The sequence below is a fragment of the Pseudomonas sp. FYR_2 genome, from assembly GCF_043106425.1.
GTDB classification, from domain to species: Bacteria; Pseudomonadota; Gammaproteobacteria; order Pseudomonadales; family Pseudomonadaceae; genus Aquipseudomonas; species Aquipseudomonas monteilii.
In genome coordinates this window covers 25384-49675 of sequence record NZ_JBICMM010000044.1, presented here as the reverse complement: position 1 = coordinate 49675, position 24292 = coordinate 25384, and the positions used below count along the sequence as shown (strand labels likewise).

Sequence of the window (24292 nt, the reverse complement as noted above, 5' to 3'; positions counted from 1 at the left end):
CGAATTCAAAGTCGCATCGACCTTCACGAACGCTACCGATCCGGATCGGGTCGAAGGCACATGCTGGACGGCGTCAGCAGCCAAATACTGGACGGAGAATATGTCGAGCATGGAAAAGCTGGCAAGCGGCCAGCATCGTGAAGTGGGCTTGAAATCAATCTTTCCGTCAAGTGCGAGCTTATACGTGAGCGTACCGAGGTCACACTTGCTGTCTTTCACCAGCCCGCAAGGTATCGAGCATTGTGTCCCGAGAAGCGGTGTAAATCATCCTGCTAAGTTTCTGAGCCTTAACCCTACTTAATGCTTGATCAGCAGAAAACCAAGATTGACCATGTAAGGATTATTCCTTACCATTCGATCAATACATCCGGGAGAACACCCATGCCTGCCATCCACGAAATCGCAACGCTAACCTCGAAGGGGCAGGTCACACTGCCCAAATCCGTTCGCCAGCTTTTGGGCATAGACACTGGTGGCAAGATCGCGTTCGAGGTGCGCGGGGGTGAAATCGTGGTCAGCCGCGTAGAAACCACCCACGAAGACCCTGCCATCGGTGCGTTCCTGGGTTTGCTGGAGGCTGATATCCGAGGCGGCCGCAACCTCACCACCCTAACGGAAGACTTGGCGCAAACCATGCTCGCCAACGCAAACTACTCCGTAAACCTGGACGAAGATATCGATGGTGAGGTCGCGATCTGATGCTGCGATATGGCTGGACACTGTTGTTCCATGAAGGTGTGACTTTACAGCTACGCAAATTGCAAGAGGCCGCCGCCCGGGCCGAGCAGAACGACCCGCAAGGTTTTGAAAGCAACGCCAACGTGAAGCTGTTTCGGGCATTGAGCCATCTGATCATGGAGGCTGTGCCTGCCGACCCGGGCCGTGATGAGTTCCGCCAAGGCAACACGCTGGGCACCGCCTACCGACATTGGCGGCGGGCAAAGATCGGTAGGCGCTTTCGACTGTTCTTTCGCTACGACTCAAGATCCAAGGTCATCGTCTATGCATGGGTCAACGACGAAAATACCCTCCGGTCTGCAGGCAGCAAATCCGATCCCTACGCCGTATTCGAGAAGATGCTGGGCCGCGGCAACCCTCCTGATGACTGGGGTGCGCTGATTACTGCAACGCGTAGCGACTGGGACGAGCCCAAAGCATAAGCTGCGAGACTGGGTGAGGAATTGCACGTTTGCCCCCTCGATGCGTCCACTGTAGTCCACGCGTAGCTGCTGTAAAAAAGGGTACATCTGGGGGTACAAAATCAATTCCCCATTCATAAGCTTTTGATTTAAATCGGCGTCCAAATGTTCTTCGGCGACCCTGACAGTCTTTAGGGGCTTCGCGCATGCTTGTTAGCTGATCATTTCTGCGTTTTTCTAGCCTCGAATAGCCATTTACTTCCAGCTAATTGCTACATTTGGGGCAAATTTGAGGGCATGCTTTGGATGGTTTGAAAAGGATGCCCCCAGCTTGAGGCTCAACAATCATCTTCTCGAAAAATCACCTGCGACAGTTCCCTATCGCCGTTGAATGCTATTGGATCGTCGAGTGATCACGGCCCACAGCCATCAATGGATTTGTCCGTAAGCTTGCTCTTCACAAAGCCCTGCCGCTAACCTTCACCTGACAACAAAACGACGCGTCAATCGACGTGGTTACGCGCTAACTCCACTTGGCTCTCCCCCCCGGTGTCAGGATAGCCATTGAGCGAACTTCATGTATGTGACTAATCAGAACGGCAAGAACTGGCAAAGGTGACCAGCCAGTCCCGAGACGCGGGACTATTGCCCATCCTGAAAAATATATCGTGCTGTCTGCGTGGCAGCTTTTTCGCACAGTGCTTGACCGCAGATCGCATGGCAGCATCCGCCCCATGAACTCGATCGGCCAGTAGTCAAATCCAACCAAAACAAAGTTTCAAATAACAAAGTAAAGCACAACACTTTAGAAAGACAAATCACACCCTACCAAAAACTTGCGATAAGCACAGACAGATCCCGCCACAGCATAAAAACTTGATTATTAAGCAGACTAAAACAGTGAATTAACTGGCAGCACATTTACACAGCACGCAGGAAGCTTAGAATTAACCCTACCGAGACCAAGCAGTAGCAGTAACTTCTGATCCGGTAGAAAAAATCATGTTCCTCAGCGTGGAAATGTAAAAGTGAAATACCTGTTCGCAATAATCGCCTTTGCCGTTGCCAGCCATTCATTCGCCGCACAAACCAGTGATGAGTCCAGCCAACACACATCAAGCAATGTCGAGAGCTATCATTACGGAATGGCGATGGACATCGCCCATGTCATTTCGATAACCAGCAACGATGAGAGTGGATGCGGTGTGGTGCCTGCCAGCATCACTTATGTTGACCACCAGGGTGTAACCCATACCATCGACTACCTCAAAGTTTCCAACCTGAGCCAGTGTGACAATGGTTAATCTAATAGCCTGGAGCGAGCCTGCCACTCGCTCCGGCTTGCAATGCCGCCTCATCACCCTGTAGCCGTGTTGGAAGTTGCGCCTTCAAGAATTCGACCCAGGTTCTGACCTTGGCATCCAGAAAGTGCCGTGAAGGATAAATCACCGAAATACTTCTCTGGTTGGCCTTTACCGTGGGCAACACCCTGATCAAGTCACCTCTGGCGATTGAATTCGCAGCCACATAGCTGGGTATGAGACAAACACCCATGTTTTCCTTTGCCGCTTGAGCGATTGACCCAGCCACGTTGACCGTGAACGTTTGTCTGGGAGAAATCACTTCATCCATGTCATACCCATCAATTTCCCAACCCTTCGGAAAACTGGGGTCATGAAGCCTGAGGCAGGTATGGTCTTTCAATTGATCAATTTCCTCCGGTAACCCATGTTCCTGGATATAAGCCGGGCCTGCGCAAAAAACGCTGTAGGTCTCTCCCAGTTCTCTGGCAATGAAACTGGAATCAGAAACCCGGCTGTCCGCCGAAATGACTAGATCATAGCCTTCGGCAAGCAAGTCCGGAGAGGCTTGCGACAGGTTGAGTTCAAAGTCTACATTGGGCTGCAGCTGAGAATACTTGGCGATCAACGGAATAATATGATAATGGCCGATGCCGTTCGGCGAGTGCATGCGCAATTTGCCAAAGGCTTCCAGATGCGCCCCCGCCGCTTCAAGCTCCGCAAGTTTCAGGTCCTCCAGCAGCACTTTGCAGCGTTCAAGATAACGGTAGCCGGCTTCAGTTAACGCCACCTTTCGTGTCGTTCTGTTTATCAGTTTTGCCCGCAGATGAACTTCAAGATCCGAAATGCTTCGCGAGACATGCGGGGTCGAGTACCCCAACGACTCCGCGGCGGCGGTGAAGCTGCTGAACTCCGCTACCCGAACAAAAATATGCATGGCATGTACAATATCCATTTCCTGATCCTGATCAAGGTTCTACAAGCGCGAACGCCAACCAAAATCGACGTCAACTTTCCCGACGCATCACGCGAAGGCCTGCGCCAGATGTTCAATGACAAAGCGGATACGCGCAGTGTGTCTGAGGTCCTTGTGGGTGACCATCCAGACGTCATAAGACTTGGCTCTTACCCGATCGGGCCACACTCTTTGAAGCCCGTCACGGATTCCCATTTCAATCGGGATTTCTCCGATGCCCAGGCCTTCCTTTATCGAACGCCGCACCATCATGCTGGTATTGGCGGCCACCACTACCCGGCCTTGCTTAATGCTTTCATCGACCAGCCTGGGGTGGCCCCGGTCTCTCCAGTAAGGCTCATACATGACCAGGTCGTGCCCCTCAAACCCTGTGCCAGGCTCCGGCTCGCCATGTTTCTCTATGTATTGCGCAGATGCGAACAACCCCATCGGCCACTCGGCCAGCTTTCGCAGTATCAAATCAGGGTTCTCCGGACGCTGATTTCGCAGTGCGATATCAGTCTCTCGCTTTGACAAATTCACAATTTCCGATGTGCTGTTCAAGACAACACGTATGTCGGAGTGCGTAATGTGCAACTGCTTCAATGCCGGTATTACAAAGTCATAGGCCAGTGAGTCCGTTGTAGATAAACGCACTTCCCCCGCTTGCTCCTGGTCGGCTCCACGTGTTCGACGAGCCAACTCCATGGCGGCGCTTTCCATTTTCTCCGCCATTTCGAATGCCACTTCTCCGATGGCGGTCAGTTGATAACCCGTGGGCGTGCGCAGAAACAGAGTAGATCCCAGATCTTCCTCCATCGCGGCAATCCGCCTTCCCACCGTCGCTTGGTCAATCCGAAGCACGCGCCCCGCGCGGCGCAACGTCAACTCTCGCCCAAGCGCCAGCAAGACCCGTGCATCATCCCAGTTCATAAGCTTTTTTCCTTGAAGAACAACTGCAACAGAGCGTCGCAAAAACGCCGCGCGCCCCAGGCTCAACACTTTCGTACCCTTGATTTCACGCTAGCCGTGTTGGCTGGCTTTCACTCTTTTTCAGGAATATTCCATGAGCATAACCAACAGCAAGCCGTCCGTTGAGATGACGGCTATTGAAATTACCCGGCCTGGTGGCCCGGAGGTTTTGAAACCGACCCGGCGAGCGGTCCCGACGCTGGGGCCTCGTGATGTCCTGATCGAAGTTCATGCAGCGGGCGTAAACGGACCAGACCTTCTTCAGCGCAAAGGGCTCTACGACCCGCCCGCCGGAGCCTCCGACATTCCTGGCTTGGAGATCTCAGGCGTGGTCGCGGTGGTAGGCGATGAAGTCACGCGCTTCTCTGCCGGCGACAAGGTCATGGCGCTGGTTCCAGGCGGTGGATATGCCGAGTACGCCGTGTCGGATGAGCGGACGGTTGTACATTTGCCAGCTGGGCTTTCCATGCAGGAAGCTGCGGCTGTTCCTGAAACCTTCATGACGGTATGGGTCAATCTCTTTCAACGCGGTCAGTTCAAAGCAGGCGATTCGGTACTTATCCACGGAGGCGCCTCCGGCATCGGCACCACCGCAACCATGCTGGCCAAGGCTTTTGGCGCCTCTAAAGTGTTCACAACCGTCGCCAATAAAGAGCAGCAGGTTGCAAGCCAGAACCTGGGGGCCGATGTGGCGATAAATTACAACGAACAGGACTTCGTCGATGAAGTCATGCAGGGCACTAACGGCCAGGGCGTTGACGTCATTGTCGATATCATTGCCGGCGACTATGTTTCGCGAAACTTCCGGGTCGCCGCCATGAACGGTCGAATCGTGCAAATTGGTGTCATCAAAGGCGCCGCAACCAACGTCGATCTTTTCCCAATGCTTGTCAAGCGCCTGACTCATATCGGTTCGACCTTGCGTTCAAGAACCCATGACGACAAGGCCAGCATTCTGGCGGAGCTTGAACAGCACGTCTGGCCACACCTCAAGAACAACACCATAAAGCCGCTGCTTTACAAAGAATTTCCACTTTCGGACTCAGACAAGGCCCATGCCCTCATGGAGTCTGGACAACACATCGGCAAGGTTGTCTTGAACGTGTCAACGAAAACCTAATTCAAGCATGACGCTGCCTTCAAGGCAGCGTCATCTTTTTTAGCTGAGCCTCTACGCAACCACCACCCTGTTCAATAGATTGTCCACGACCACCGGGGTTTCGAACAACTCAACGCTCGGCGGTGTTCCGTATTTGCCCTCAACAAAAGCTTTCCACTCATCTGTGTATTGCGCCAGCGCCTGTTCTCGCGACTCCCACAAATAGACGCCGCCTACAGAGCGGCCATCTTCGGCCAATAAATAGTATTTCCTGACAAGCCCGGGCACAGCTTGGTATTGCACTGCTGTGCTTTTGAAAATGTCCTTGGCTGCCGCCAACTCAAGCCCTTCAGGAAGGCGAATGCGCACCACTGCCGTAATCATCGTAGCAACTCCTTTTAAAGACCCGCGCAGGCGTGACCGCCATCGACAATGATCTCTGCACCCGTCATGCCACGCCCAGCTTCAGAGGCCAGGAGCAACAGGGCACCATCAAGATCACTGCTCGTGCAAAACCGACGACTGGGTATACGCGCACGCAACCGTTCACCGGCGTCACTGGTAAGAAACGCGTCGTTGATTTCCGTAGCGATGTACCCAGGCGCAAGCGCGTTCACCCGTATTCCGTGACGTGCCAGCTCCAACGCGAGTGATCGGGTTAAATGGCTAAGCCCTGCCTTGGCCGCACAGTAAGGCCCTACACCTCCTCCGGTGCGGCTTGCGAGGATCGAGGTGATATTGATCACACTCCCCCCCTGCCCGGCCTTGACCATCCGTTTGGCCGACTCCTGCGCCACGATCCACGCGCCTTTGAGGTTGGTATCTAAAATGGCTTGCCAATCCTGATCGTCGTAATCGAGCACGCGTTTGGTATCGCTTACGCCGGCATTGTTGACCACGATATCCAGCCCACCAAAATCCGCTTCGATGGCGTCGATGCACTCGATCACCGATTGGCGCGAAGTCACATCCAGCGCGTAGGCTCTTGCGTCGTGCCCCTCGAAACGCAAGCCGCTTACCAGGTCATGAAGGCGATCGACGCGCCGAGCCGCAACCGCAACACGAGCACCTGCCGAAGCCAAGGTCTTGGCAAAGTGCAAACCCAGGCCACTCGACGCCCCGGTCACCAGCACACGTTTACCGGTCAGAACAAAGAGCTTGGAGACGAGAGCGCTCACTGTTCACCTCCGACGACACGGTCCAGGATTTTTCGTGCAAGGCTCATCCGATGGACTTCGTTAGGGCCGTCATAGATGCGGAAACCGCGGGCGTCTAGGAAAATCCGATCGACGATCGCCTCGCTGGTAACCCCTTGCCCGCCCAAAACCTGCACGCTGCGGTCAATCACTCGCCAAATGCCCTCCGAGCTCACCACTTTGGCAATGCTCGACTCGAAATTGCCACGTGCGCCCTGGTCCAGCACCCAGGCGCAGTTCCAGATGATCAAGCGTGTGGTGAGCAGGTCCATTTCGTTGTCGGCGAGCATAAAGCCCACCCCCTGGTGATCGCCCAGCCGCTTGCCAAAGGACTCGCGCCGCTTGGCGTAGGCGCAGGCCACATCGTGAGCACGACGTGCTTGGCCCAGCCAACGCATGCAGTGGGTCAGGCGTGCCGGCGCCAGTCGCACCTGGGCATACCGGAAGCCCTTGCCGACTTCACCTAGAACGTGGGTAGCGGGCACGCGAAGATTTTCAAAACGCAGCACCGCATGGCCACCGGTGAAACAGCTGTCCAGGGAGTCCATCATTCGCTCGAGAATGAAACCTGGCTGGTTCGTATCGGTGAGGAACATCGTGGCGTTACCGTCTTCGGTCCGGGCCATGATGATGGCGAAGCCTGCCCCCTCAGCGCCGGTAATGAGCCACTTCTGGCCATTGATGATGTAATCGTCACCGTCTCGGACGGCCGTGGTGGCAAGCATGGAAGGGTCAGAACCTGCCCCGGGCGCAGGCTCGGTCATGGCGAAGCAGGAGCGAATGTGACCTTGTACGAGGGGCCTCAACCAGCGGTCTTTCTGCGCTTCGGTGGCGACAACTTCCATCAGGTGGATGTTACCTTCGTCGGGCGCATGAATATTCATCGCCGTGGGGCCCAAGGGTGAGTAGGCGGCCTCCTCGAAGATTACAGCCTTTTCAACGTGACTCAGGCCCTGCCCGCCCATCTCGCGGGAAGCGTGCAGGGTCAGCAGGCCCTTGGCACGCGCCTTTTCGACGAGCGCGTGCCGAAGTTCTTCCGACGGGCCATGGGGGCTTTGTCGAGGGTCAGCTTCCATGGGAATGATGTCGTTGAGGATGAATTCTCGGACACGCGACTGCAGCGCAATCAGATCATCGGGAAATGCGAAGTTCATTGTTGTTTCCTCGGATAGTCCTGAGTCAGGCCAATGGCTTGCCCGGGCGAATGTGGCGGTAAAGGTTCTCTAGGACGGTGTCGCGAATACCTACCTTGCCTGGGTCGTAGGGCGTGACATTGAGCGCGCGGATGATCGCGGCGAATGAGCCATCGCCCTCCCCGTCGATGTCGATGACATTGAGACACGCGGTGTCCTGTTCGAAAGCCGCAATCCCTGGCAGGTCTGTACCCGCGGCCCATGCCAGGACGATGCGGTTGACGGCGTCATGGGCAACGATCAGCAGCGACTCCCAGCCATCCTCGTTCAGCACTGCGTGAAACTTGTCCAGCACGCGTTGGCTGAAATCGCTCCAGCGTTCGCCGCCCAGGAACGTGGCATCAGGCTCGGCGGCATTGCGATAGGCGCCCACGATGGCTTCTTGCATGGATGGCTCAGGTATCTCACGCAAACGGCCGGCTCTGATTTCGCGTAACGCAGGCGTGGATTCAACCTTCAGCGCTCGCCCCATCAGCACGAGGTCGAGTGTTTGCTGCGCCCGCGGATAATCGGAAACCAATACGCGATCCAACGCAGTTGCGCGCATCACCTCCCCAAGCGCTCTTGCCTGCAAAGCACCTTGGTCGGAGAGACTCACCGAGCGCGGGTCCAAAGGACGGCCTTGTGCGTCGAAATAATCGACATGGCCATGACGAACCAGATAACAGCGTCGTCGTTTGACCCCGATGCTATTTGCCATGGCACGCAACCTTCGGATTACTGATGGCCAGTCGTGCATGGGTAATTTGTCTCAGGGCTTCAAGCATGTTGGACTGCGCAGAGTCGGCATTATCGAAAACACCTTTTCTGATGAAACCGACCAGCAAGTGGCGCGCATGGGCCGGTGTCAGCTTCAACAGCCCATGGCGCCCCATGACTTCGCCCAGGACATTCGATTCAAGTGCGCTGACTTCTGCGCGCAGCTCGATCTCTCGGGCAGCGATTGACATGGCCCGGGCAATCATTCTGCATTCGTAGTGGTTCGCCTCACCCAGCAAGGGCAAAAGGTCGTCGATCAGGACATGTCGGGCCGTGTTCAAAAGGTCAATCGCGCTGACGTTGCTAGCGTTCATACGGTTTCTCCACTGAGGGCCAGGATTTCATGTTCGAGTTCGGGCAGCAGATGGCCAGTCAGCGCCAATTCAAGAGAGGGCTGCTGGCCGGAGATATGCCGCTGCACTTGCTGCAGCGCCACGACCGCCCAACGTAGATGAGCCATCAGTTGCCAGTACCGCAGCTCTTCATGACTCACCCAGTAACCGGATACAGACGCGTAGCCGGCCAGGAAGGCGTCGATGTCCCCTATACCGCCCGCCTCACGGTCTCGCCGGGCAAAGCGCCAACAACGGGCTGTGAACCAGCCAATATCCTCACGGGGGTCTCCCCAACCGGTGAACTCCCAATCCAGGATGCCGCTGAGCTGGCCTTGCTCGACCATGAAGTTGCCAGTGCGGTAATCACGATGGATCAGCCCGGCAGGCAACGGTGCGGGCTTGTTGAGTTCACACCATCGAAGCCCCCATTCGACGACCGGATGGTTGTCGGGCAATGCATCCAGAAACCGCCGGTACTGGTCGATGCTGGCCTGTATGGGGTCAGCGGCCGGTGGTGCGAGAAACGCCAGCATTGGATGGTACGGTCGGATCTGGTGCAGTTGGGCGAGATTCAGACCAAGCGATCTGCACAGTTCGTCGCGCTTTGGATCAAGGCCTGGATCTGATGTCAGCAGATGGCCGTTGGTAATGCCGTTCAACTTACGCATGATGAAGAACGGGCGGCCTATGACCGAGGCGTCTTCGCATAACCAAAGCGGCTCTGGTACGCGGACTCCAGCAGTGTGAACGGCCGCCAACACCGCAAACTCTTCTGCGCGGCTCATGCTGACAGCCACGGAAGAAGCGGCATCGGTTCGCAGCACCCAGCTGTCGACGAATGTGTTTGTCCCAAACTGGACTGTGCCATTCAGTAGCCAATTTTCCTGAATGGCGCCACCTGAAAGGCGCTGGCCCTGGTCTATGTTCACCAGATCGGCGCCGAGTTGTTGCTGCAAATATCGCGCAAGTGCCGGGTACGCATCTGGGATACTGACCCGAACATCTGCGGGGCGTGGGTTGGGAATGCTGTTCATCGCAATATCGAACTCGCTCTAATGACTCAAAGCCACTGAGCAAGAGCTGGGCCAGATGACGATAAATTTTAATTTATTCTTTTAAATCAATTAGTTATCGAGCTTATTGATTGAACCAGCAGTTGTCGAAGCACGTTCCTCGTTGCAGACCTGAAATTTCTGTTTCAACATGGAAAAAATTGTCGAGTGTTCAATCATGCGTGGTCGAGAGTACTTTCCCAAGGTGGTTGCCCTGATTACCCACCTTCGTCTGCCTGAGGGGCTCAGCCGCATGGCGCGAATAGTCGAAGAGGTGATTCCCGACTATGCCGGCCGTGCGCGCGTCGAAATTGTCGAAACCACGGTCGGCGAACTGCGCAGCACAGGCCTTGAGTTGGAGGCCAGAGGGGATGTGGACGTCATCATCTGCTCGGGCGCAACCTCCGAGTACCTGAGGCAGCACATCGCAACGGCCATCCTGTCGATTCGCATGGGCGAGTATGACCTCATCCGAGCCTTGGACCTCGCCCGCGCCCAAGCCACCCAGGTCGGTATTCTCAGTTTCCAGCACGCTCATCCAGAGCTTGAAGCGATGTCATCGCTTTTTACCGTCGATATCCGCCAGGCCACCTACACCAGCTATGAAGAGGCTCGCCAGCAGGTACACCGCCTGGTCGATGATGGATACCGAGTGGTGGTAGGCTCATCCACCGCCGTTGAACTTGCCGAGTCGGTGGGCGCACAGGGTGTACTGGCGCTGAACACCGACACAGTGCGGCGCGCCATGGAAGATGCATTGGCCATCTGCCGCAGTCGCCAGCAGAGCCTGGTTCAACAACAGCGCCTCAATTCGATACTGCGCAACTTGTCCGATGGCGTAATCGCGGTGGACGCTGAAGGGCTCGTTCAGTCCCTGAACCCACGCATGGCCGCACTTCTCGGTATTTCCAGCGAGTGGGCACGCGCACGCCCGCTCGCCGAGGTCATCCCGGGCCTGGATATAACGGCGGTACTTTGCAGTGGTGAAAGCGAGGAAAACCGGATTCTGAAAGCAGCGGGCCGGACACTGGCGGCGAACATCACGCCCATCATCGAAAACGACAAGCCCGACGGGGTCGTCATCACCTGTCAGGAAGCGAATGCAATCCAACGCGCGGACCGGCGTATCCGCAGTCAGGTGAAGCCCAAGCAGTTCACGGCTCGCTATCACTTTGAACAAATGCTTGGAGACACAGCCGGGTTCCAGGCCATGCTGGGGCTTGCCCGCCACTACGCGGAGGCCGACGCCACTGTGTTGATTCACGGAGAGAGCGGGACGGGCAAGGAGCTACTGGCACAAAGCATACATAACGCCAGCCAACGCCAGGCAGGCCCTTTCGTTGCAATCAACTGCGCAGCCTTCCCTGAAACATTGCTCGAAAGTGAGCTGTTCGGTTACGAGGAAGGTGCCTTCACCGGTTCGCGCAAGGGTGGCAAGGCTGGCTTGATAGAAAACGCCCACACCGGGACCCTGTTCCTCGATGAAATCGGTGATATGCCGGTCACCTTGCAAACGCGCTTGCTACGCGTGCTTCAAGAACGTGAGGTGTTACGCCTGGGGGCGGCAGAGCCGACACCGGTAGACATCCGGGTAATCGCTGCCACCCACCGGGACCTTCGCCAACGCATCACCGAAGGTTGTTTCCGCGAAGACCTCTACTATCGCCTCAACATCCTGCGCTTGACCATGCCACCCCTGCGCGAACGCTCCCGCGACATTCCAATGCTTGCCAGGTCAATTCTGGACAAACTGACGGGACACAGCTCGGCCACTGAATCGTCCAGCAGCCTGCTCGAGAGGCTCATGCCTCAACTGGAGCGGCACAGTTGGCCAGGGAACATTCGAGAGCTGGAAAACATCGTCGAGCGTGCGGCGCTGTCAGCAAGTGCACTGCAAGGCCAGGACAACGCTCGGCTGTTACAGGCCTTGTTCGACGAACTGTTCGAGCCGGCCCCGCATGCGACATTGCAAGGCATGACAAGCCAGGACCTGCGCAGCCACAGTCGCGCCGAAGAAGTAAGGCGAGTTCGGGAAGTGCTGGCTCATTGCGCAGGTGACATGGATGAAGCCGCCAAGCGACTTGGCATCAGCCGTACGACCTTGTGGCGGCGCCTCAAGGATGAAAAAAGCTAAGCGTCTGCGCCTTTGCAACCTTGAAATCCGATTCAATTCTGAAATCAGCTTTTCAGGACCTGCCGAACCCCGGAAAATTGACCCTAAGTACAACCATATGATTTTTATCGCTTTTTTCACGCACCCCGATTGATCTGCAAATTGGCACACCCCTTGCTCCTTGCTCATTCCAAGCTCGGCGCCCTCGCGCGCCCAGCCTAGAACCTCAAGAAGAACAAGGCTGGAGGTGCCTGTGCAAGGCATGATGATGAACTTCAACCTGAGTATCGCCGCGGTCATGCGGCAGGCACTCATGGTTGCTGCCGATACCGAGATTGTCTCTCTCTTCGCCGATGGCCGAGTACATCGATACACGTACGCCAACGCCTTTGCCAGAGCACGACGATTAGCCGATGGGTTGGACGCACTGGGTTGCCCTGACGATGCGAGGGTGGGCACCCTGGCCTGGAACGATCATCGGCACTTCGAACTGCATTACGCGATTCCATGCTCGGGGCGAATCTGCCATACCATCAACCCCAAATTGTCCCCAGAACAGATCAGCTACATCATTCGCCACGCTGAAGATGATGTGTTGTTCGTCGATCCGCAGTTCATTCCTTTGCTGGAAAGCATTCAACCCGAGCTGGATCGCGTACGCTGGTACGTTGCCCTGTGCGCTTGGGACGAGATACCGGACAGCACCCTCCCTAACCTGCTCAGTTACGAAACGCTGATTGCAGACGCCAATGATGACTACAGCTGGCCAGAGCTGGATGAGAGCCGCGCCAGCGGGCTTTGCTATACCTCCGGGACTACGGGAAACCCCAAAGGCGTGCTGGCAAGTCACCGCAGTACCGTCTTGCACGGCATGGCGCAAAACATGGCGGACAATGTTGGTTTGCGTGCCCTCGATGTTGTAATGCCGATGGTCCCCATGTTCCACGTCAATGCCTGGGGCATGCCATACAACGCCGCAATGGTGGGAGCGAAACTGGTGCTGCCGGGGCCAAGAGTCGGCGATGCTGCAGCCATGGTCAGGCTGATCAACCAGGAGCACGTGAGTTTCTCCCTGGCTGTACCCACTTTGTGGTCCAACATCTCGACCTATCTCGATGCCCAGGGCGAGCGTATTCCTACTTTGAAACGTGCCGTCAGCGGTGGCGCGGCGTGTCCACTTTCGCTGATTCACGCCATGGGGCGTCACGGTGTGGCCTTGGAAAATGGTTGGGGCATGACCGAGCTGAGTCCGATGGGCAGCTACAACCGCCATCAGCCATGGTACGACGTGTTGCCAGAAGAGCCCCGTAGCCAGCAAGTGCTCAAGTCAGGCCGGGTCTTGTTCGGCGTCGAGATGCGCATCGTCGATGAGGCCGGCAATGCGCTGAGCCACGACGGCCAGTCCTCCGGTTCACTGCAGGTACGTGGCCCTTGGGTATGCAGTGGCTACTTCGGCCAGCCTGCTTCGCACGTATGGTTCGATACCGGCGATGTGGCAACCATTGACCGGCGCGGGTACCTGCTGATCACCGACCGTATCAAGGACGTCATCAAGTCTGGCGGCGAGTGGATCTCCTCTGTCGAGATCGAGAATGCGATAACGGCTCATCCGTTGATCGCGGAGGCGGCCGTCATTGGTGTACCGCATGCGCGTTGGAGCGAACGTCCTTTGCTGATCGTTGTGCCGAAGCATCCCGAAAAAGTCCCTCGACACGATGAGCTCATCGCATTCCTGGAAGGGCGAATTCCCAAATGGTGGCTGCCCGATGCAAGCGAGTACCTGAACGAACTGCCCCATACCGCCACTGGCAAGGTGAGTAAAAAGACCTTGCGCGAGCAATTCGACCATTACGTCTGGCCTTGACCCGACACCCTGTTACGCACCGCGCTAATTGGCTCGCCTGCTGGTGAGCCAACAGGTAGCCCTACAACAATAAAACGGAGGCGCCATGAACAAGGTCACTGTCTCACAGGCCGAGCACTACCAACGAATCCGGGAAAACCCTGGGTTCATCGCATTGATCAATGCCCGCTCAAGGCTTACATGGGGGCTGAGTGCGCTGGTGCTCTGTTCCTATTTCTCGTTCATGGCAGTTGCCGCCTGTCGGCCGCAGCTACTGCAGATACCCCTGCATCAAAGCAGCCACCTGTCGTCAGGTATCCCCATTGCGATCTTGCTGATAGTGATGGCCTGGTTGCTGACCGGTTGGTACGTGCACCGTGCCAACACGCACTTCGACAAACTCAGTGCGAAGATCGTCGAGGAGTGCCAGTGATGAAGCCCATCCATGCCTTGCTTGCCGTCATCGCCTTGCCTTGGCAACCCGTGTACGCGTCCACCGTTGTCGCTACAGAACCCGGTGTGAACCTGAATGCGATCGGCATGTTCCTGTTATTCGTATCCATTACGCTGGTCATCACGTGGTGGGCGGCCAGAAGAACCCAATCGACCCGCGACTTCTACACAGCAGGCGGAGGCATCAGCGGCCTGCAAAATGGCTTGGCAATTGCTGGTGACTACATGTCGGCATCGACCCTGCTGGGCTTATCCAGCATGGTGTTCAGCAAAGGCTACGACGGCATCATCTACATGACCGGCTTCTTCGTCGGTTGGCCAATCCTCACGTTCCTGATGGCTGAGCGCCTGCGCAACCTCGGCCGTTTCACCTTCGCAGACATCGTTTCATTCCGCCTGGATCAACGTCGAATACGTGTGCTTGCAGCCTGCGGCTCATTGACGGTGGTGTGTTGCTACCTGCTATTGCAGATGGTGGGCGCAGGTCAGCTGATCAAACTGCTGTTTGGCCTGGACTACCCCGTGGCGGTGGTCATCGTCGGGCTGCTGATGCTGGTGTATGTCATCTTCGGCGGCATGCTGGCAACGACATGGGTGCAGATCACCAAGGCGATCCTGCTGTTGGTGGGCGGGACCCTTCTGATGCTACTGGCCCTGGCGCCCTTCGACTTCAGCCTGGAGCAACTGGCGCGCCGCGCAATTGAGAGCCACTCCGGCGGTTGGGCCATCATGGCGCCCGGTGGCATGTTGGCAAACCCCTTGAATGTCGCCTCCATGGCATTGGGCTTGGTGTTCGGCCTTGCGGGCCTGCCGCATATCCTGATGCGTTTCTTCACCGTGCCCGATGCCCGTGAAGCACGAAAATCGGTGTTCTACGCATCCGGCTTCATCGGCTACTTCTTTGTGGTGGTCTGTGTGTTGGGCTTCGCCGCCATCGTCATCGTCGGCACAGACCCTGCCTACTACGTCGACGGCAAGATTGGCGGAGTGATCCTGGGCGGAAACAACATGGTGGCCATGCACCTTGCCAAGGCTGTCGGCGGCAATCTGTTCTTTGGCTTCTTGTCCGCTGTTGCCTTCGCCACCATTCTGGCGGTGGTCGCAGGGCTGACATTGGCCGGGGCATCCGCCATTTCCCACGACCTCTATGCCATGGTCATCAAGCGCGGCGTCGCCAGTGAAGCCCGGGAGATGCTGGTTTCACGTGCGGCGGTGGTTGCTCTGGGCGTGCTCGCGATCGCGCTCGGCATCCTGTTCGAGCAAGTGAACATCGCATTTCTGGTCGGCCTGACGTTCGGCATTGCCGCCTCGGCCAACTTCCCTGTGCTGCTCATGGCGATGTACTGGAAGGGGCTGACCACACGAGGCGCCATCTACGGCGGCGTGACAGGCCTACTCAGCGCGCTGGGCCTGGTGATTTTGTCGCCGACAGTTTGGGTCACTGTTCTAGGGCACGAACACGCCATCTTCCCTTACGACCACCCTGCACTGTTCGCCATGCCAATGACGTTCCTGGTCATCGTGCTGGTTTCCAAGCTCGACCGCAGCGCCAGAGCAGCGCTCGATCATCAGGGCTTCGACGATCAAATGGTCCGAGCTCAGACTGGCGTGGGCATCGCTGGCGCCAGCGAACATTGACTCATCGGGTAAGCGTTGCCGCCAAGGCCCTACCCGCCACCGCAACAAGAGGTCCAATCAATGCCCGAATACAATGCCCCACTGCGCGACATGCGCTTTCTGCTCACCGAGGTATTTGACGCACCCGCACTGTGGCAACGGCTACCCGCCTTGGCCGAACGAATCGACGCCGATATCGCCGACGCGGTTCTTGAAGAAGCAGCAAAAATCAGCCGCGAACTGGTTGCCCCACTCAACCGCAGCGGCGATGAACAAGGTGCGCAGTGGAACAACGGCGAAGTCACTACCCCCAACGGCTTTCGCGATGCCTACGGCATCTATGGCGAGGGTGGTTGGATCGGGTTGGCGGGCAATCCGCAGTATGGCGGCATGGGCATGCCGAAAATGCTCTCTGTGCAGTTCGAAGAAATGATGTATGGCGCAAATGCCAGCTTCGCCCTTTACTCCACGCTATCTGCCGGTGCCTGCCTGGCCATCGACGCGCATGCCAGCGAAGCACTGAAGGCTACCTATCTACCGGCCATGTACGAAGGGCGCTGGGCCGGGTCGATGTGCCTCACCGAAGCTCATGCCGGCAGCGACCTCGGGCTGATTCGAACCCGGGCCGAGCCGAACACAGACGGCAGCTACGCCATCACCGGCACCAAGATTTTCATTACCGGTGGAGAGCAGGACCTTACTGAAAACATCATCCACCTGGTGTTGGCCAAACTGCCCGACGCTCCGACCGGTTCCCGAGGCATATCGCTATTTCTGGTGCCCAAGGTGCTTGTCAATGCGGACCAATCACTGGGTGATCGAAACCAGGTACATTGCGGTTCCATCGAACACAAAATGGGCATCAAGGCCTCGGCCACGTGTGTGATGAACTTCGACGGTGCGGTCGGCTGGCTGGTGGGCGAACCCAACAAAGGCCTTGCGGCAATGTTCACCATGATGAACTACGAACGGCTGTCCATAGGTATTCAGGGCATAGGTTGCGCCGAGAACTCCTACCAGAATGCAGTGAGTTATGCCCGTGAACGGCTGCAAAGTCGCGCACCTGGCGGGCCTCAACAACATGACAAAGCCGCCGATCCAATCATCGCCCACCCAGACGTGCGGCGCATGCTGCTGACCATGAAGGCGCTGACTGAAGGGGGGCGAGCATTCGCCACCTATCTTGGTCAACACCTCGACATTGCCAAATTTTCCGAAGTGGCGACGGAGCGCGCCCGCTCGGAAGGACTGGTCGCCCTGCTAACCCCAATCGCAAAAGCGTTTTTTACCGATACCGGTTTGGAAAGCTGCGTACACGGCCAGCAAGTCTTCGGTGGGCATGGGTACATCCGCGAGTGGGGTCAGGAACAGCTTGTTCGTGATGTACGCATTTCGCAGATTTATGAGGGGACCAATGGTATCCAGGCCCTGGACTTGCTGGGACGTAAAGTTCTGACCAATGAAGGCACGCTATTTAATATTTTTGCCGGAGAAATACGCGCCTTCGTGGCGCAAATGCCGCAGGAAGCCTTCAGCCACCGCCTGCTGGAAGCACTAGGGCAACTGGAGGCGCTGTCCCATTATCTGATCAAAATTGCCAGGACCAACCCTTACGAGGCAGGTGCCGCAGCCGTCGACTACCTGCATATTTTCGGTTACACCGCCTACGCCTATATGTGGGCACGCATGGCACGGGCCGCTACCGGAAAGGAAGACAGTTTCCATCAAGCTAAACTGGCCACCGCCCACTTCTACTTCGACCGCCTGTTACCTCGCATCGAGTCCCTGATCAGTGCCGCTCGCGTGGGAAGTGCCTGCCTTTACGTGCTGGACGCCGAACAGTTCTGAGAGATCGGCGCTGCAACGCAGCGCCGCCGGGGTCTGGCCTGGATGGCCGACCCAGGCTGGCCAGGGCCGCGAAAATCCAACGCCATCACCCAGTTCAGCACACGCGACGATACTGGGTGACTTGCGCCGGCCCCTGCAGCCATTCGGAAACCTGGACCAGCGCGGCCTCGAGGTGTTCGGTTCGCCAATGCTGCGTTTCGGCCTCTTCGTCTTGCCAGACTTCGAAGGATGTCAGCTGCAACGGATTTTCCAGCGACTGGTAATAGCCATAGTCCAGGCAACCTGGCTCTTGCAGGGTAGTTTCGCTCAGTGTAGTCAACACTTCGAGTACATTTTCGAGCCCTTGGGCTTTGACCATGAAGCTGGCAGTGACATACAACGTGGACATCGGCGGGTTCTCTGCATGGAAATATATTGTGTGCTGCTGCCGGGATCAAAACGCAGCCAAGACCCGGTCTACGGCCGCCATCCGCGGCTACTTGAGATAGTCGTGCACGACCTTGCCGGGCGCCAGCATGAAGTTGCCAAGCGTATGGCGCACTGACACGATCTCGCGAACGGGCAGCGCGGCTATCGGGACTGCCTCGTGGTCGAACAGCTCGAGGCTCGCTGCCCCCGTCCAGGCTTCCTTGAGCTCTACCGTCGAATATTCGAACCTCACCAGTTCGGCAATACGCGCTGTCTTGCCGTCCACATCGGGAATGACTTTGAGAACAACCCCGGGGGTGCGCATGGCCGCCGCTGCTTGCGCCAAGTCGACCTCCTGGTACTTGTAGGCCATGCTGGCCCTGGCCACCAACGTGCCGTCGTACTCGAGCGTGCCGACATAAGATTCATTGTTTTGCCCAACACGAGGATGGCCGTATTTCTTGGGCAATCCCCAGACCTCGCGGCCCAGCATGATGGCGGTGACATTCTCGGCCACCATGAGCGGGCGAAAACTGACAGCCTCGTCACCCAGAAAACAAGCGATGCTCTGGGCGAACTCGTAATAGTCACCGATCCCGGGCGCAACCATCCAAAGGAATGAAAGGCTGACGAGCGGGTCTTTGACCATCAATGGTTCAGGCACCATTGCCCGCGCGAGTTCGACATCGGTGCGATAAATTATCGTCAGCGACGGGCGTTCCAGAAACCAACTTGGTGGTTGCGGGTAAGCCGGCGAAACTACTGGCATCGCATAAGCCTTTTGACGAACGCTTTCAGGCGTCCATGGCGTGCCGGCGGCAGAATTCGGAAGATAGAGCCCGCCCGACGAGCGACTGGAGTGCTGTGTGCCATTGAGCGACTGGGCGAGCAAGGGTGACGAAGCTGCCACAAGCCCGATGCCTGCCGTTAGTAAAACCTGCCTGCGTGAAAAATCAACTGGACAGTTCATGACTGTTGCCTCCAAGCGATAGTTGAGAAACAGCTAGTCGCTACAGCGCTAGAGGAATTGCTTCCTCAACTGAGTTGAGTGATATTTATTACGGGCAGCTAGCCAATTTGCTTTTTACCCAGGGCTTGATACCACGTGACGTTATCCCAATAGGCCTTCATCGCCAGAATCAGGCCATCGTCGGTAAGTTCAAGAATGAAGACATGAGGCAACTCGAAGCTGCGCCCCAGGTTGTCAATGCCAAATGCATCTTTCGCCTGAGTACCGCGAATAGTCACTTCGACTACAATCGTTTGTGCGTGCTCATCAATATATTGTGCAGTCACCTGATTGTTCAAATCGGGAAATGCATCAATAAGTGCTCCCCATATTTCAAGGCCAGCAACATCCACCGCCCCCTCTAGGCCAATGGGCAGATAATCAACTCGACCCTCTGGAGAGAAACAGGCCAACATGCCTTGAAGATCATGAGCATTATACCGCGAGAAAAAGTGCCTAGTGATGTCTACGGATGTTTGCATCTTAAACTCCTCGATTCATCAGCTGACATATTGGGCAATGCCGATTTCAAGCGCCTCCAATGCCTCCAATTTTTCTACAGCATCCTGGACTACTTCAATGAGGCTATCGCTTCCATACGTCTGACTGCTCTTTCTTCACCATTTCTTCAGCACTGGCTGGTCGAACAGTACGATAGCTGGGCTTGTCCTGTTCAATCACCGCAATGATGGCACTGATCATCTCGGCAGGATCATGTTGACGATTGAGCTCACGCACCGGCCAATGAGCGACAACCCTATCACCCTGATCCCACCACTGATCCATGCTCTTCATGCCCGTATCATTGAAGCCCGTGCGGTAGGCACCTGGGTTGACCGTCACTACTTGGACACCGTAGGGCATCAGTTCATCGTGCATTGCCGAGCAGATGCCTTCGACCGCATGCTTGGAGGCGGCATACGCTCCATCGAAAGGCACTTTGACTAAGCCGGCCACCGACGACGTCCAGACGATCCGCCCATTGCCGCGCTGGGCCATCACCCGAGCAAAGCCTTGCGCCAACTCAAGGGCGGCAAATACGTTGGTCTCAAAAACCGAACGAAACACTGACATAGGTATTTCGATAATGGGACCTGACTCCATGATGCCCGCATTGTTGAACAGAACATCGATTTCGATTGCCAGCGCATGTTTGCGGTCAATCTCGTTGAGGACATCAAGTTTAATAACTTGCATCTCAATCCCGGCCGACAACACAGCGTTACGCAGCTCCCACACCTGCGGCCATATCTGGCATCCAGCGATCACCTGGTGCCCACGCTTCGACAGCGCCCAGGCCACGCCTCTTCCAAAACCGGTTGCCGCGCCTGTCACCAGCACTTTTTTACCCATCATGTTGGTCTCGACTGTCACCAAGGTCGCCGTTGCGCATGGCGATCTTGATCGCTTGAGCAGTGGTAGCGACACCAAGACGGCGCCGCGCCGCACGAAGATGGTTCTCCACAGTACGCTCCGACAAGCCCAGCGTCGCCGCAATATCAGCATGCCGTCGACCCGCTGCCGTCCAAGTCAACACCTCGCGCTCGCGAACGGAAAGTTGTCGGACACCTTCAGTGTGGGGCGCTTCCAGCAATCTGTGAGCGGCATTGAAAGCAGCGGTGGCCACCATAGCCAATACCAAGCGAGCGTCGGGGCTGCTATCTACCTTATCGCCACCTAGACTCATCGCCCCCTCCAGTCCTTGAGGGCCGAACACCGGCACCTGCAGTCCGTGTGGTCCAGGCCCAATCGGACGCCGGACCACCCGATAACTGTCCCCTGTCACACAGTGGGTTTTCGTCCAGAAGAACGGTTCTCGAGCCTCCAAAATATGACGGGTGACAGGGCAACGTCTGACGTATGTTTTGGCATCAACCGTTTGGCCATCTTCCCACCAATTGCCCTCCACCCAAAAAATACGATCGACCAGGTCATCCCTTGATGGGGCAACAGAGAAAAGAACAAAACGGTCATAGCCGAAGCGCTTGGCGAAGACACGAACAGCATCTTCGATCAACGAGAGCATCGAAGCTCGCTCTATTTCCAGGACGACTTGCATAGCAGCATCGGCTAGACCGGATTTCATTGCTCTGCAGCCTCCTTCAACAGTTCAGCCGCAGCCAGCTTGCCCAGAGCGTTACCCGCCAACGGACTGTCGCCGGTCAGCAATTTACGATCCTTATACACCGCTCCAGATATATCTTTGTTGATGATCTCAAGGCCCAACGCTTTTAGTTTTTCACCAAACTTCCAGGTCAAGTGACCCGGCATATAACCGATGTCCGGCGTTTTCGCATCCAGGTCGTCAGGGAACGCACAAATTTTGTACCCGTTGTAAATATAGCTCTCTGGGCTCTCACCTAAACCTGCAGCAATAAGCGCAGCTGGTCCATGGCACAACGAAATCACAAACTTGTCTTTCCTGGACGCCCACTCAAGTACCCTTTTTACATCGACGCTTTCTGGCAACCCGATTAGTGCGCCGTGGCCACCGGGAATAAACACGCCGATATAGTCGGAGTCGTCACCTAATGCCTGGTCGATTACCTCAGCCAATTTTTTAGGCTGTTTGAAATTATCGCGATATTTAGCGTATAGCCCCTTCACTTCGCCGTCTTCAGATGGCATCGCCCAGAACTCGAACTTGACCGGGTTGCCGGACAAGGTCGCAATGTCGAATTTGAACCCTGCTTTATCCAGATGGTACATCGGCAGCAGCGTCTCTACAGGGTGATTGCCTGTGGAGAACATGGTGCCATTATCGGTTAACAAATAACGCTCGTCAGCGCCGATGACCAGCACCTTCCACCGGCCACCTTTATAGGGATCAGGATAGTCGGCATCACTGAGATCGGATTTTGGCGAAGTGAATTGGCTTAGCGAATAAGGCGAGGGGAAAAACGCATTGTCCTCTGCGGGGTCTTCGGTTGGGCGCTTGTCTTCAGCTTGTGCATTAGTCATAGCTTACTCCGTCGTGGCTGGCAAAATACGATGATCATGCTAGGGGCCCGCCCATCCCGTCAGCAATGAGGGTTTTCCCCTAACCATGCAGCTCCTCAACTGAGATTTAGATTAAAATTTTAGTGCAACGGCAAGGCGGGTGAAAAACCCCGACCGATGGCTCCGATGGCCCTATCTTCATCCTGTACCTTGGGATAGTCGATCTCATGCAGGGCAGTCGAGATGGTCTCTCGCATGCCACGGCCGGTGAGCCGGTCAGCAGCCTATGTGTGACCGGCCAGGGTTGATCCGCGCCTCCAATTGGTGGATCTACAGACCGGGCCCACACCTCTTCCTATTCGATATACTCTGTACGTTTTCACAGAGCCTGGGTCGGTAGCTGCCGTTCGTGACAAGCGATCCCATACGGATGCTGCACCGCCCTGCTTCCGACCATCCCGCCATGGAAGCACACTGAAGTCCTGTATGCGCCACCTTAACAGGTATCAGAAATCGCCATTCTCGATCGCGTGTCCTGCTGTGGGTATCGACGGGTATTTTTGGGGGTATATTTCTGCTTCTGTAGACCAGAAACACCGCGCTAGAGCCATGTCAAAATGTTCTTCGGCCAGCGCGCCCAGCTGGCGGCCCACTTCGGTGGAGCCCGTGAACGACACCTTGCGGATGATCGGCGAACGGATCAGGTAATCGGAGACTTCCGCCGCAATGCCAAACACCAGGTTGAGCACGCCCTTGGGTACACCGGCATCGTGGAAGCAGCGCACCAGTTCGATCACGGAGCCGGGAGCCTCCTCGGGGGCCTTGATGATGATGCTGCAACCGGCGGCCAGCGCGCCGGCAATCTTGCGCATCGCCTGGTTGATCGGGAAGTTCCAGGGTGTGAAGGCCGCCACCGCGCCGACCGGTTCACGTACCACCAACTGACGGACCGCCGGGTTGCGAGCCGGCACGATGCGGCCGTAGGCACGGCGCCCCTCCTCCGCGTACCACTCGATATGGTCGGCGGCGCTTTTCGCCTCCAGCGTGGATTCGGCGAAGGGTTTGCCCTGGTCCAGGGTCATGCAATGGGCCATGTGCTCATGTCGCTCGCGCACCAGCGCAGCGGCACGGCGCAGGACCGCCGAGCGGTCATAGGCCGAGGTCACCGACCAGAACTGGTGACGGGCCTCATGCCCTGGACCCTCGGCGACCACGTAATTCTCGGCACGCCGCAAGGCTACCGTGGCGAGGGCGTGATCGCCCGATTCGGAGAGATGGTGAAACACTTCGAAATCAACTTCTTCTCCGCCGTTCCCACCGTTTATGCCGCGCTCCTGCAAACCGAGTTGTCGGGCCGCGATCAGTCCAGCCTGCGCTATGCGTTGTGTGGCGCCGCACCGATGCCGGTCGAGCTCTTCCGCGAGTTCGAGCAGCGGACCGGGGTGAAGATTCTCGAAGGCTACGGCCTCACCGAAGGCGCCTGTGCCTCCTCGGTCAATCCTCCCCATGGCGAACGCTACGTCGGCTCGATCGGGATACGAATCGCCTATCGGGATAAGCGATGACAAGACGTGCATGGGAACCTGCGTTAACGCAACAACATAAAATTAACGCAAATCATTCCCACTAAAAAATCCACACGCTCAATCGTCGCGCATGTGCCGCTCATGCCGTTCCTGGCGTTCCTTGGCCTCCACGCACAACGTGGCGGTCGGTCTGAGCAGCAAACGCTTCAGGCCAATCGGTTCGCCGGTTTCCTTGCACCAGCCATACTCGCCACGGGCGACGCGCTCCAGGGCCTCGTCGATCTTGTCCAGCAGCTTCTTCTCCCGCTCCAGCAGCCTCAATTGCCACTGGCGATGCTCCTCGGCAGTGCCGATGTCGGAAGGATCGCTAGTGGGTTCGAAGTCACATATCACTTCGAATTCTTCAGCGATACGTTGCTGAAGCTCTTTGCGCTGGGCATGCAGCAGCTCGCGGAAGAACGACTGCTGCGCAGCGTCCATGTAAGCGTCTTCAGGTTGGGACAGCAGCTCTTGTTCGGTCATTGCAGGTGCGCT

General features: G+C 56.7%; 24 protein-coding genes and 2 pseudogenes. 10 read left to right on the top strand and 16 right to left on the bottom strand.

Features of this window, described 5'->3' with window-relative positions; all coding sequences use genetic code 11:
• Positions 1–381 precede the first annotated feature (381 nt).
• The 3 genes from ACF8R4_RS18975 (at position 382) to ACF8R4_RS18965 (ending at position 2443) form a co-directional block, all read left to right on the top strand.
• Positions 382–699, top strand: a complete 318-nt coding sequence (locus ACF8R4_RS18975) for a type II toxin-antitoxin system PrlF family antitoxin (protein ID WP_392493188.1) — start codon at positions 382–384, stop codon at positions 697–699.
• A complete protein-coding gene (locus tag ACF8R4_RS18970) occupies positions 699–1160 on the top strand; it encodes a type II toxin-antitoxin system YhaV family toxin (protein WP_392493187.1) in 462 nt (153 codons plus the stop codon). The genes ACF8R4_RS18975 and ACF8R4_RS18970 overlap by 1 nt, the downstream gene beginning before the upstream one ends.
• 1007 nt (positions 1161–2167) lie before the next feature.
• Positions 2168–2443, top strand: a complete 276-nt coding sequence (locus ACF8R4_RS18965) for a DUF2790 domain-containing protein (RefSeq protein ID WP_223625764.1) — start codon at positions 2168–2170, stop codon at positions 2441–2443.
• Between the two features lies 1 nt (position 2444).
• On the opposite strand, the gene ACF8R4_RS18960 is transcribed toward ACF8R4_RS18965, so the two are convergent.
• Positions 2445–3395: a LysR family transcriptional regulator gene (locus ACF8R4_RS18960; protein ID WP_392493186.1), complete on the bottom strand. Its 951-nt coding sequence runs from the start codon at positions 3393–3395 to the stop codon at positions 2445–2447.
• 69 nt (positions 3396–3464) lie between these two features.
• Positions 3465–4328: a LysR family transcriptional regulator gene (locus ACF8R4_RS18955; RefSeq protein ID WP_200928472.1), complete on the bottom strand. Its 864-nt coding sequence runs from the start codon at positions 4326–4328 to the stop codon at positions 3465–3467.
• 166 nt (positions 4329–4494) lie between these two features.
• Here ACF8R4_RS18955 and ACF8R4_RS18950 point away from each other — a divergent pair, with 166 nt between their 5' ends.
• Positions 4495–5487 carry an NAD(P)H-quinone oxidoreductase gene (locus tag ACF8R4_RS18950; protein ID WP_200929468.1) on the top strand — a complete coding sequence of 331 codons (993 nt, stop codon included), beginning with the start codon at positions 4495–4497 and terminating at the stop codon, positions 5485–5487.
• A gap of 51 nt (positions 5488–5538) precedes the next feature.
• On the opposite strand, the gene ACF8R4_RS18945 is transcribed toward ACF8R4_RS18950, so the two are convergent.
• The 6 genes from ACF8R4_RS18945 to ACF8R4_RS18920 are packed head-to-tail and all read right to left on the bottom strand — an operon-like array spanning position 5539 to position 9983.
• Positions 5539–5850, bottom strand: a complete 312-nt coding sequence (locus ACF8R4_RS18945; protein ID WP_186723077.1) for a monooxygenase — start codon at positions 5848–5850, stop codon at positions 5539–5541.
• A gap of 14 nt (positions 5851–5864) precedes the next feature.
• Entirely contained in the window at positions 5865–6644 is a 780-nt protein-coding gene (locus tag ACF8R4_RS18940) for an SDR family NAD(P)-dependent oxidoreductase (protein ID WP_392493184.1), read from the bottom strand.
• Positions 6641–7816: an acyl-CoA dehydrogenase family protein gene (locus tag ACF8R4_RS18935; protein ID WP_392493182.1), complete on the bottom strand. Its 1176-nt coding sequence runs from the start codon at positions 7814–7816 to the stop codon at positions 6641–6643. The genes ACF8R4_RS18940 and ACF8R4_RS18935 overlap by 4 nt, the downstream gene beginning before the upstream one ends.
• A gap of 25 nt (positions 7817–7841) precedes the next feature.
• Positions 7842–8555: a histidine phosphatase family protein gene (locus ACF8R4_RS18930; protein ID WP_392493180.1), complete on the bottom strand. Its 714-nt coding sequence runs from the start codon at positions 8553–8555 to the stop codon at positions 7842–7844.
• Entirely contained in the window at positions 8545–8928 is a 384-nt protein-coding gene (locus ACF8R4_RS18925) for a DUF6285 domain-containing protein (RefSeq protein WP_200928475.1), read from the bottom strand. Before ACF8R4_RS18925 ends, ACF8R4_RS18930 begins: the two co-directional genes overlap by 11 nt.
• On the bottom strand, positions 8925–9983 hold the full coding sequence (locus ACF8R4_RS18920) for a phosphotransferase family protein (RefSeq protein WP_392493177.1): 1059 nt from the start codon (positions 9981–9983) through the stop codon (positions 8925–8927). The genes ACF8R4_RS18925 and ACF8R4_RS18920 overlap by 4 nt, the downstream gene beginning before the upstream one ends.
• Before the next feature lie 169 nt (positions 9984–10152).
• Between ACF8R4_RS18920 and prpR the strand changes: the two genes are divergently transcribed.
• The 5 genes from prpR to ACF8R4_RS18895 all read left to right on the top strand — a co-directional run bounded on the left by prpR (position 10153) and on the right by ACF8R4_RS18895 (position 17875).
• Positions 10153–12135 (top strand): propionate catabolism operon regulatory protein PrpR, encoded by a 1983-nt coding sequence (gene prpR / locus ACF8R4_RS18915; RefSeq protein ID WP_392493176.1) that lies wholly within the window; start codon positions 10153–10155, stop codon positions 12133–12135.
• A 247-nt stretch (positions 12136–12382) separates the two neighbouring features.
• A complete protein-coding gene (locus ACF8R4_RS18910) occupies positions 12383–13978 on the top strand; it encodes a long-chain fatty acid--CoA ligase (RefSeq protein ID WP_189658199.1) in 1596 nt (531 codons plus the stop codon).
• A gap of 85 nt (positions 13979–14063) precedes the next feature.
• Positions 14064–14390 (top strand): DUF485 domain-containing protein, encoded by a 327-nt coding sequence (locus ACF8R4_RS18905; RefSeq protein WP_238066139.1) that lies wholly within the window; start codon positions 14064–14066, stop codon positions 14388–14390.
• Positions 14387–16048 (top strand): cation acetate symporter, encoded by a 1662-nt coding sequence (locus ACF8R4_RS18900; RefSeq protein ID WP_392493173.1) that lies wholly within the window; start codon positions 14387–14389, stop codon positions 16046–16048. The genes ACF8R4_RS18905 and ACF8R4_RS18900 overlap by 4 nt, the downstream gene beginning before the upstream one ends.
• 60 nt (positions 16049–16108) lie before the next feature.
• The gene (locus tag ACF8R4_RS18895) at positions 16109–17875 is read left to right on the top strand and encodes an acyl-CoA dehydrogenase C-terminal domain-containing protein (RefSeq protein WP_392493171.1); all 1767 of its coding nucleotides are present in this window, start codon (positions 16109–16111) and stop codon (positions 17873–17875) included.
• A 94-nt stretch (positions 17876–17969) separates the two neighbouring features.
• On the opposite strand, the gene ACF8R4_RS18890 is transcribed toward ACF8R4_RS18895, so the two are convergent.
• The 7 genes and pseudogenes from ACF8R4_RS18890 to ACF8R4_RS18860 all read right to left on the bottom strand — a co-directional run.
• Complete coding sequence (locus ACF8R4_RS18890) at positions 17970–18263, bottom strand: putative quinol monooxygenase (protein WP_186723066.1); 294 nt, start codon at positions 18261–18263, stop codon at positions 17970–17972.
• Positions 18264–18350: 87 nt separating this feature from the next.
• Positions 18351–19253 carry an acetoacetate decarboxylase gene (locus ACF8R4_RS18885; protein ID WP_392493169.1) on the bottom strand — a complete coding sequence of 301 codons (903 nt, stop codon included), beginning with the start codon at positions 19251–19253 and terminating at the stop codon, positions 18351–18353.
• 98 nt (positions 19254–19351) lie between these two features.
• Complete coding sequence (locus ACF8R4_RS18880) at positions 19352–19774, bottom strand: nuclear transport factor 2 family protein (RefSeq protein ID WP_392493167.1); 423 nt, start codon at positions 19772–19774, stop codon at positions 19352–19354.
• Between the two features lie 103 nt (positions 19775–19877).
• Positions 19878–20666, bottom strand: a complete 789-nt coding sequence (locus ACF8R4_RS18875; RefSeq protein WP_202888888.1) for an SDR family oxidoreductase — start codon at positions 20664–20666, stop codon at positions 19878–19880.
• Positions 20638–21378 carry a PA1136 family autoinducer-binding transcriptional regulator gene (locus ACF8R4_RS18870; protein WP_238066132.1) on the bottom strand — a complete coding sequence of 247 codons (741 nt, stop codon included), beginning with the start codon at positions 21376–21378 and terminating at the stop codon, positions 20638–20640. The genes ACF8R4_RS18875 and ACF8R4_RS18870 overlap by 29 nt, the downstream gene beginning before the upstream one ends.
• Entirely contained in the window at positions 21375–22253 is an 879-nt protein-coding gene (hchA, locus tag ACF8R4_RS18865; protein WP_392493164.1) for a glyoxalase III HchA, read from the bottom strand. The genes ACF8R4_RS18870 and hchA overlap by 4 nt, the downstream gene beginning before the upstream one ends.
• Before the next feature lie 584 nt (positions 22254–22837).
• Positions 22838–23518 (bottom strand): annotated as a pseudogene (locus ACF8R4_RS18860) (aldehyde dehydrogenase family protein); the annotation flags it as partial.
• Here ACF8R4_RS18860 and ACF8R4_RS18855 point away from each other — a divergent pair.
• A pseudogene (locus tag ACF8R4_RS18855) lies at positions 23405–23794 on the top strand (AMP-binding protein); the annotation flags it as partial. The pseudogenes ACF8R4_RS18860 and ACF8R4_RS18855 sit on opposite strands and share 114 nt — an antisense overlap.
• An 81-nt stretch (positions 23795–23875) precedes the next feature.
• On the opposite strand, the gene dksA reads toward ACF8R4_RS18855, so the two are convergent.
• Positions 23876–24280 carry an RNA polymerase-binding protein DksA gene (dksA, locus tag ACF8R4_RS18850; protein WP_060501300.1) on the bottom strand — a complete coding sequence of 135 codons (405 nt, stop codon included), beginning with the start codon at positions 24278–24280 and terminating at the stop codon, positions 23876–23878.
• Between the last annotated feature and the right edge of the window lie 12 nt (positions 24281–24292).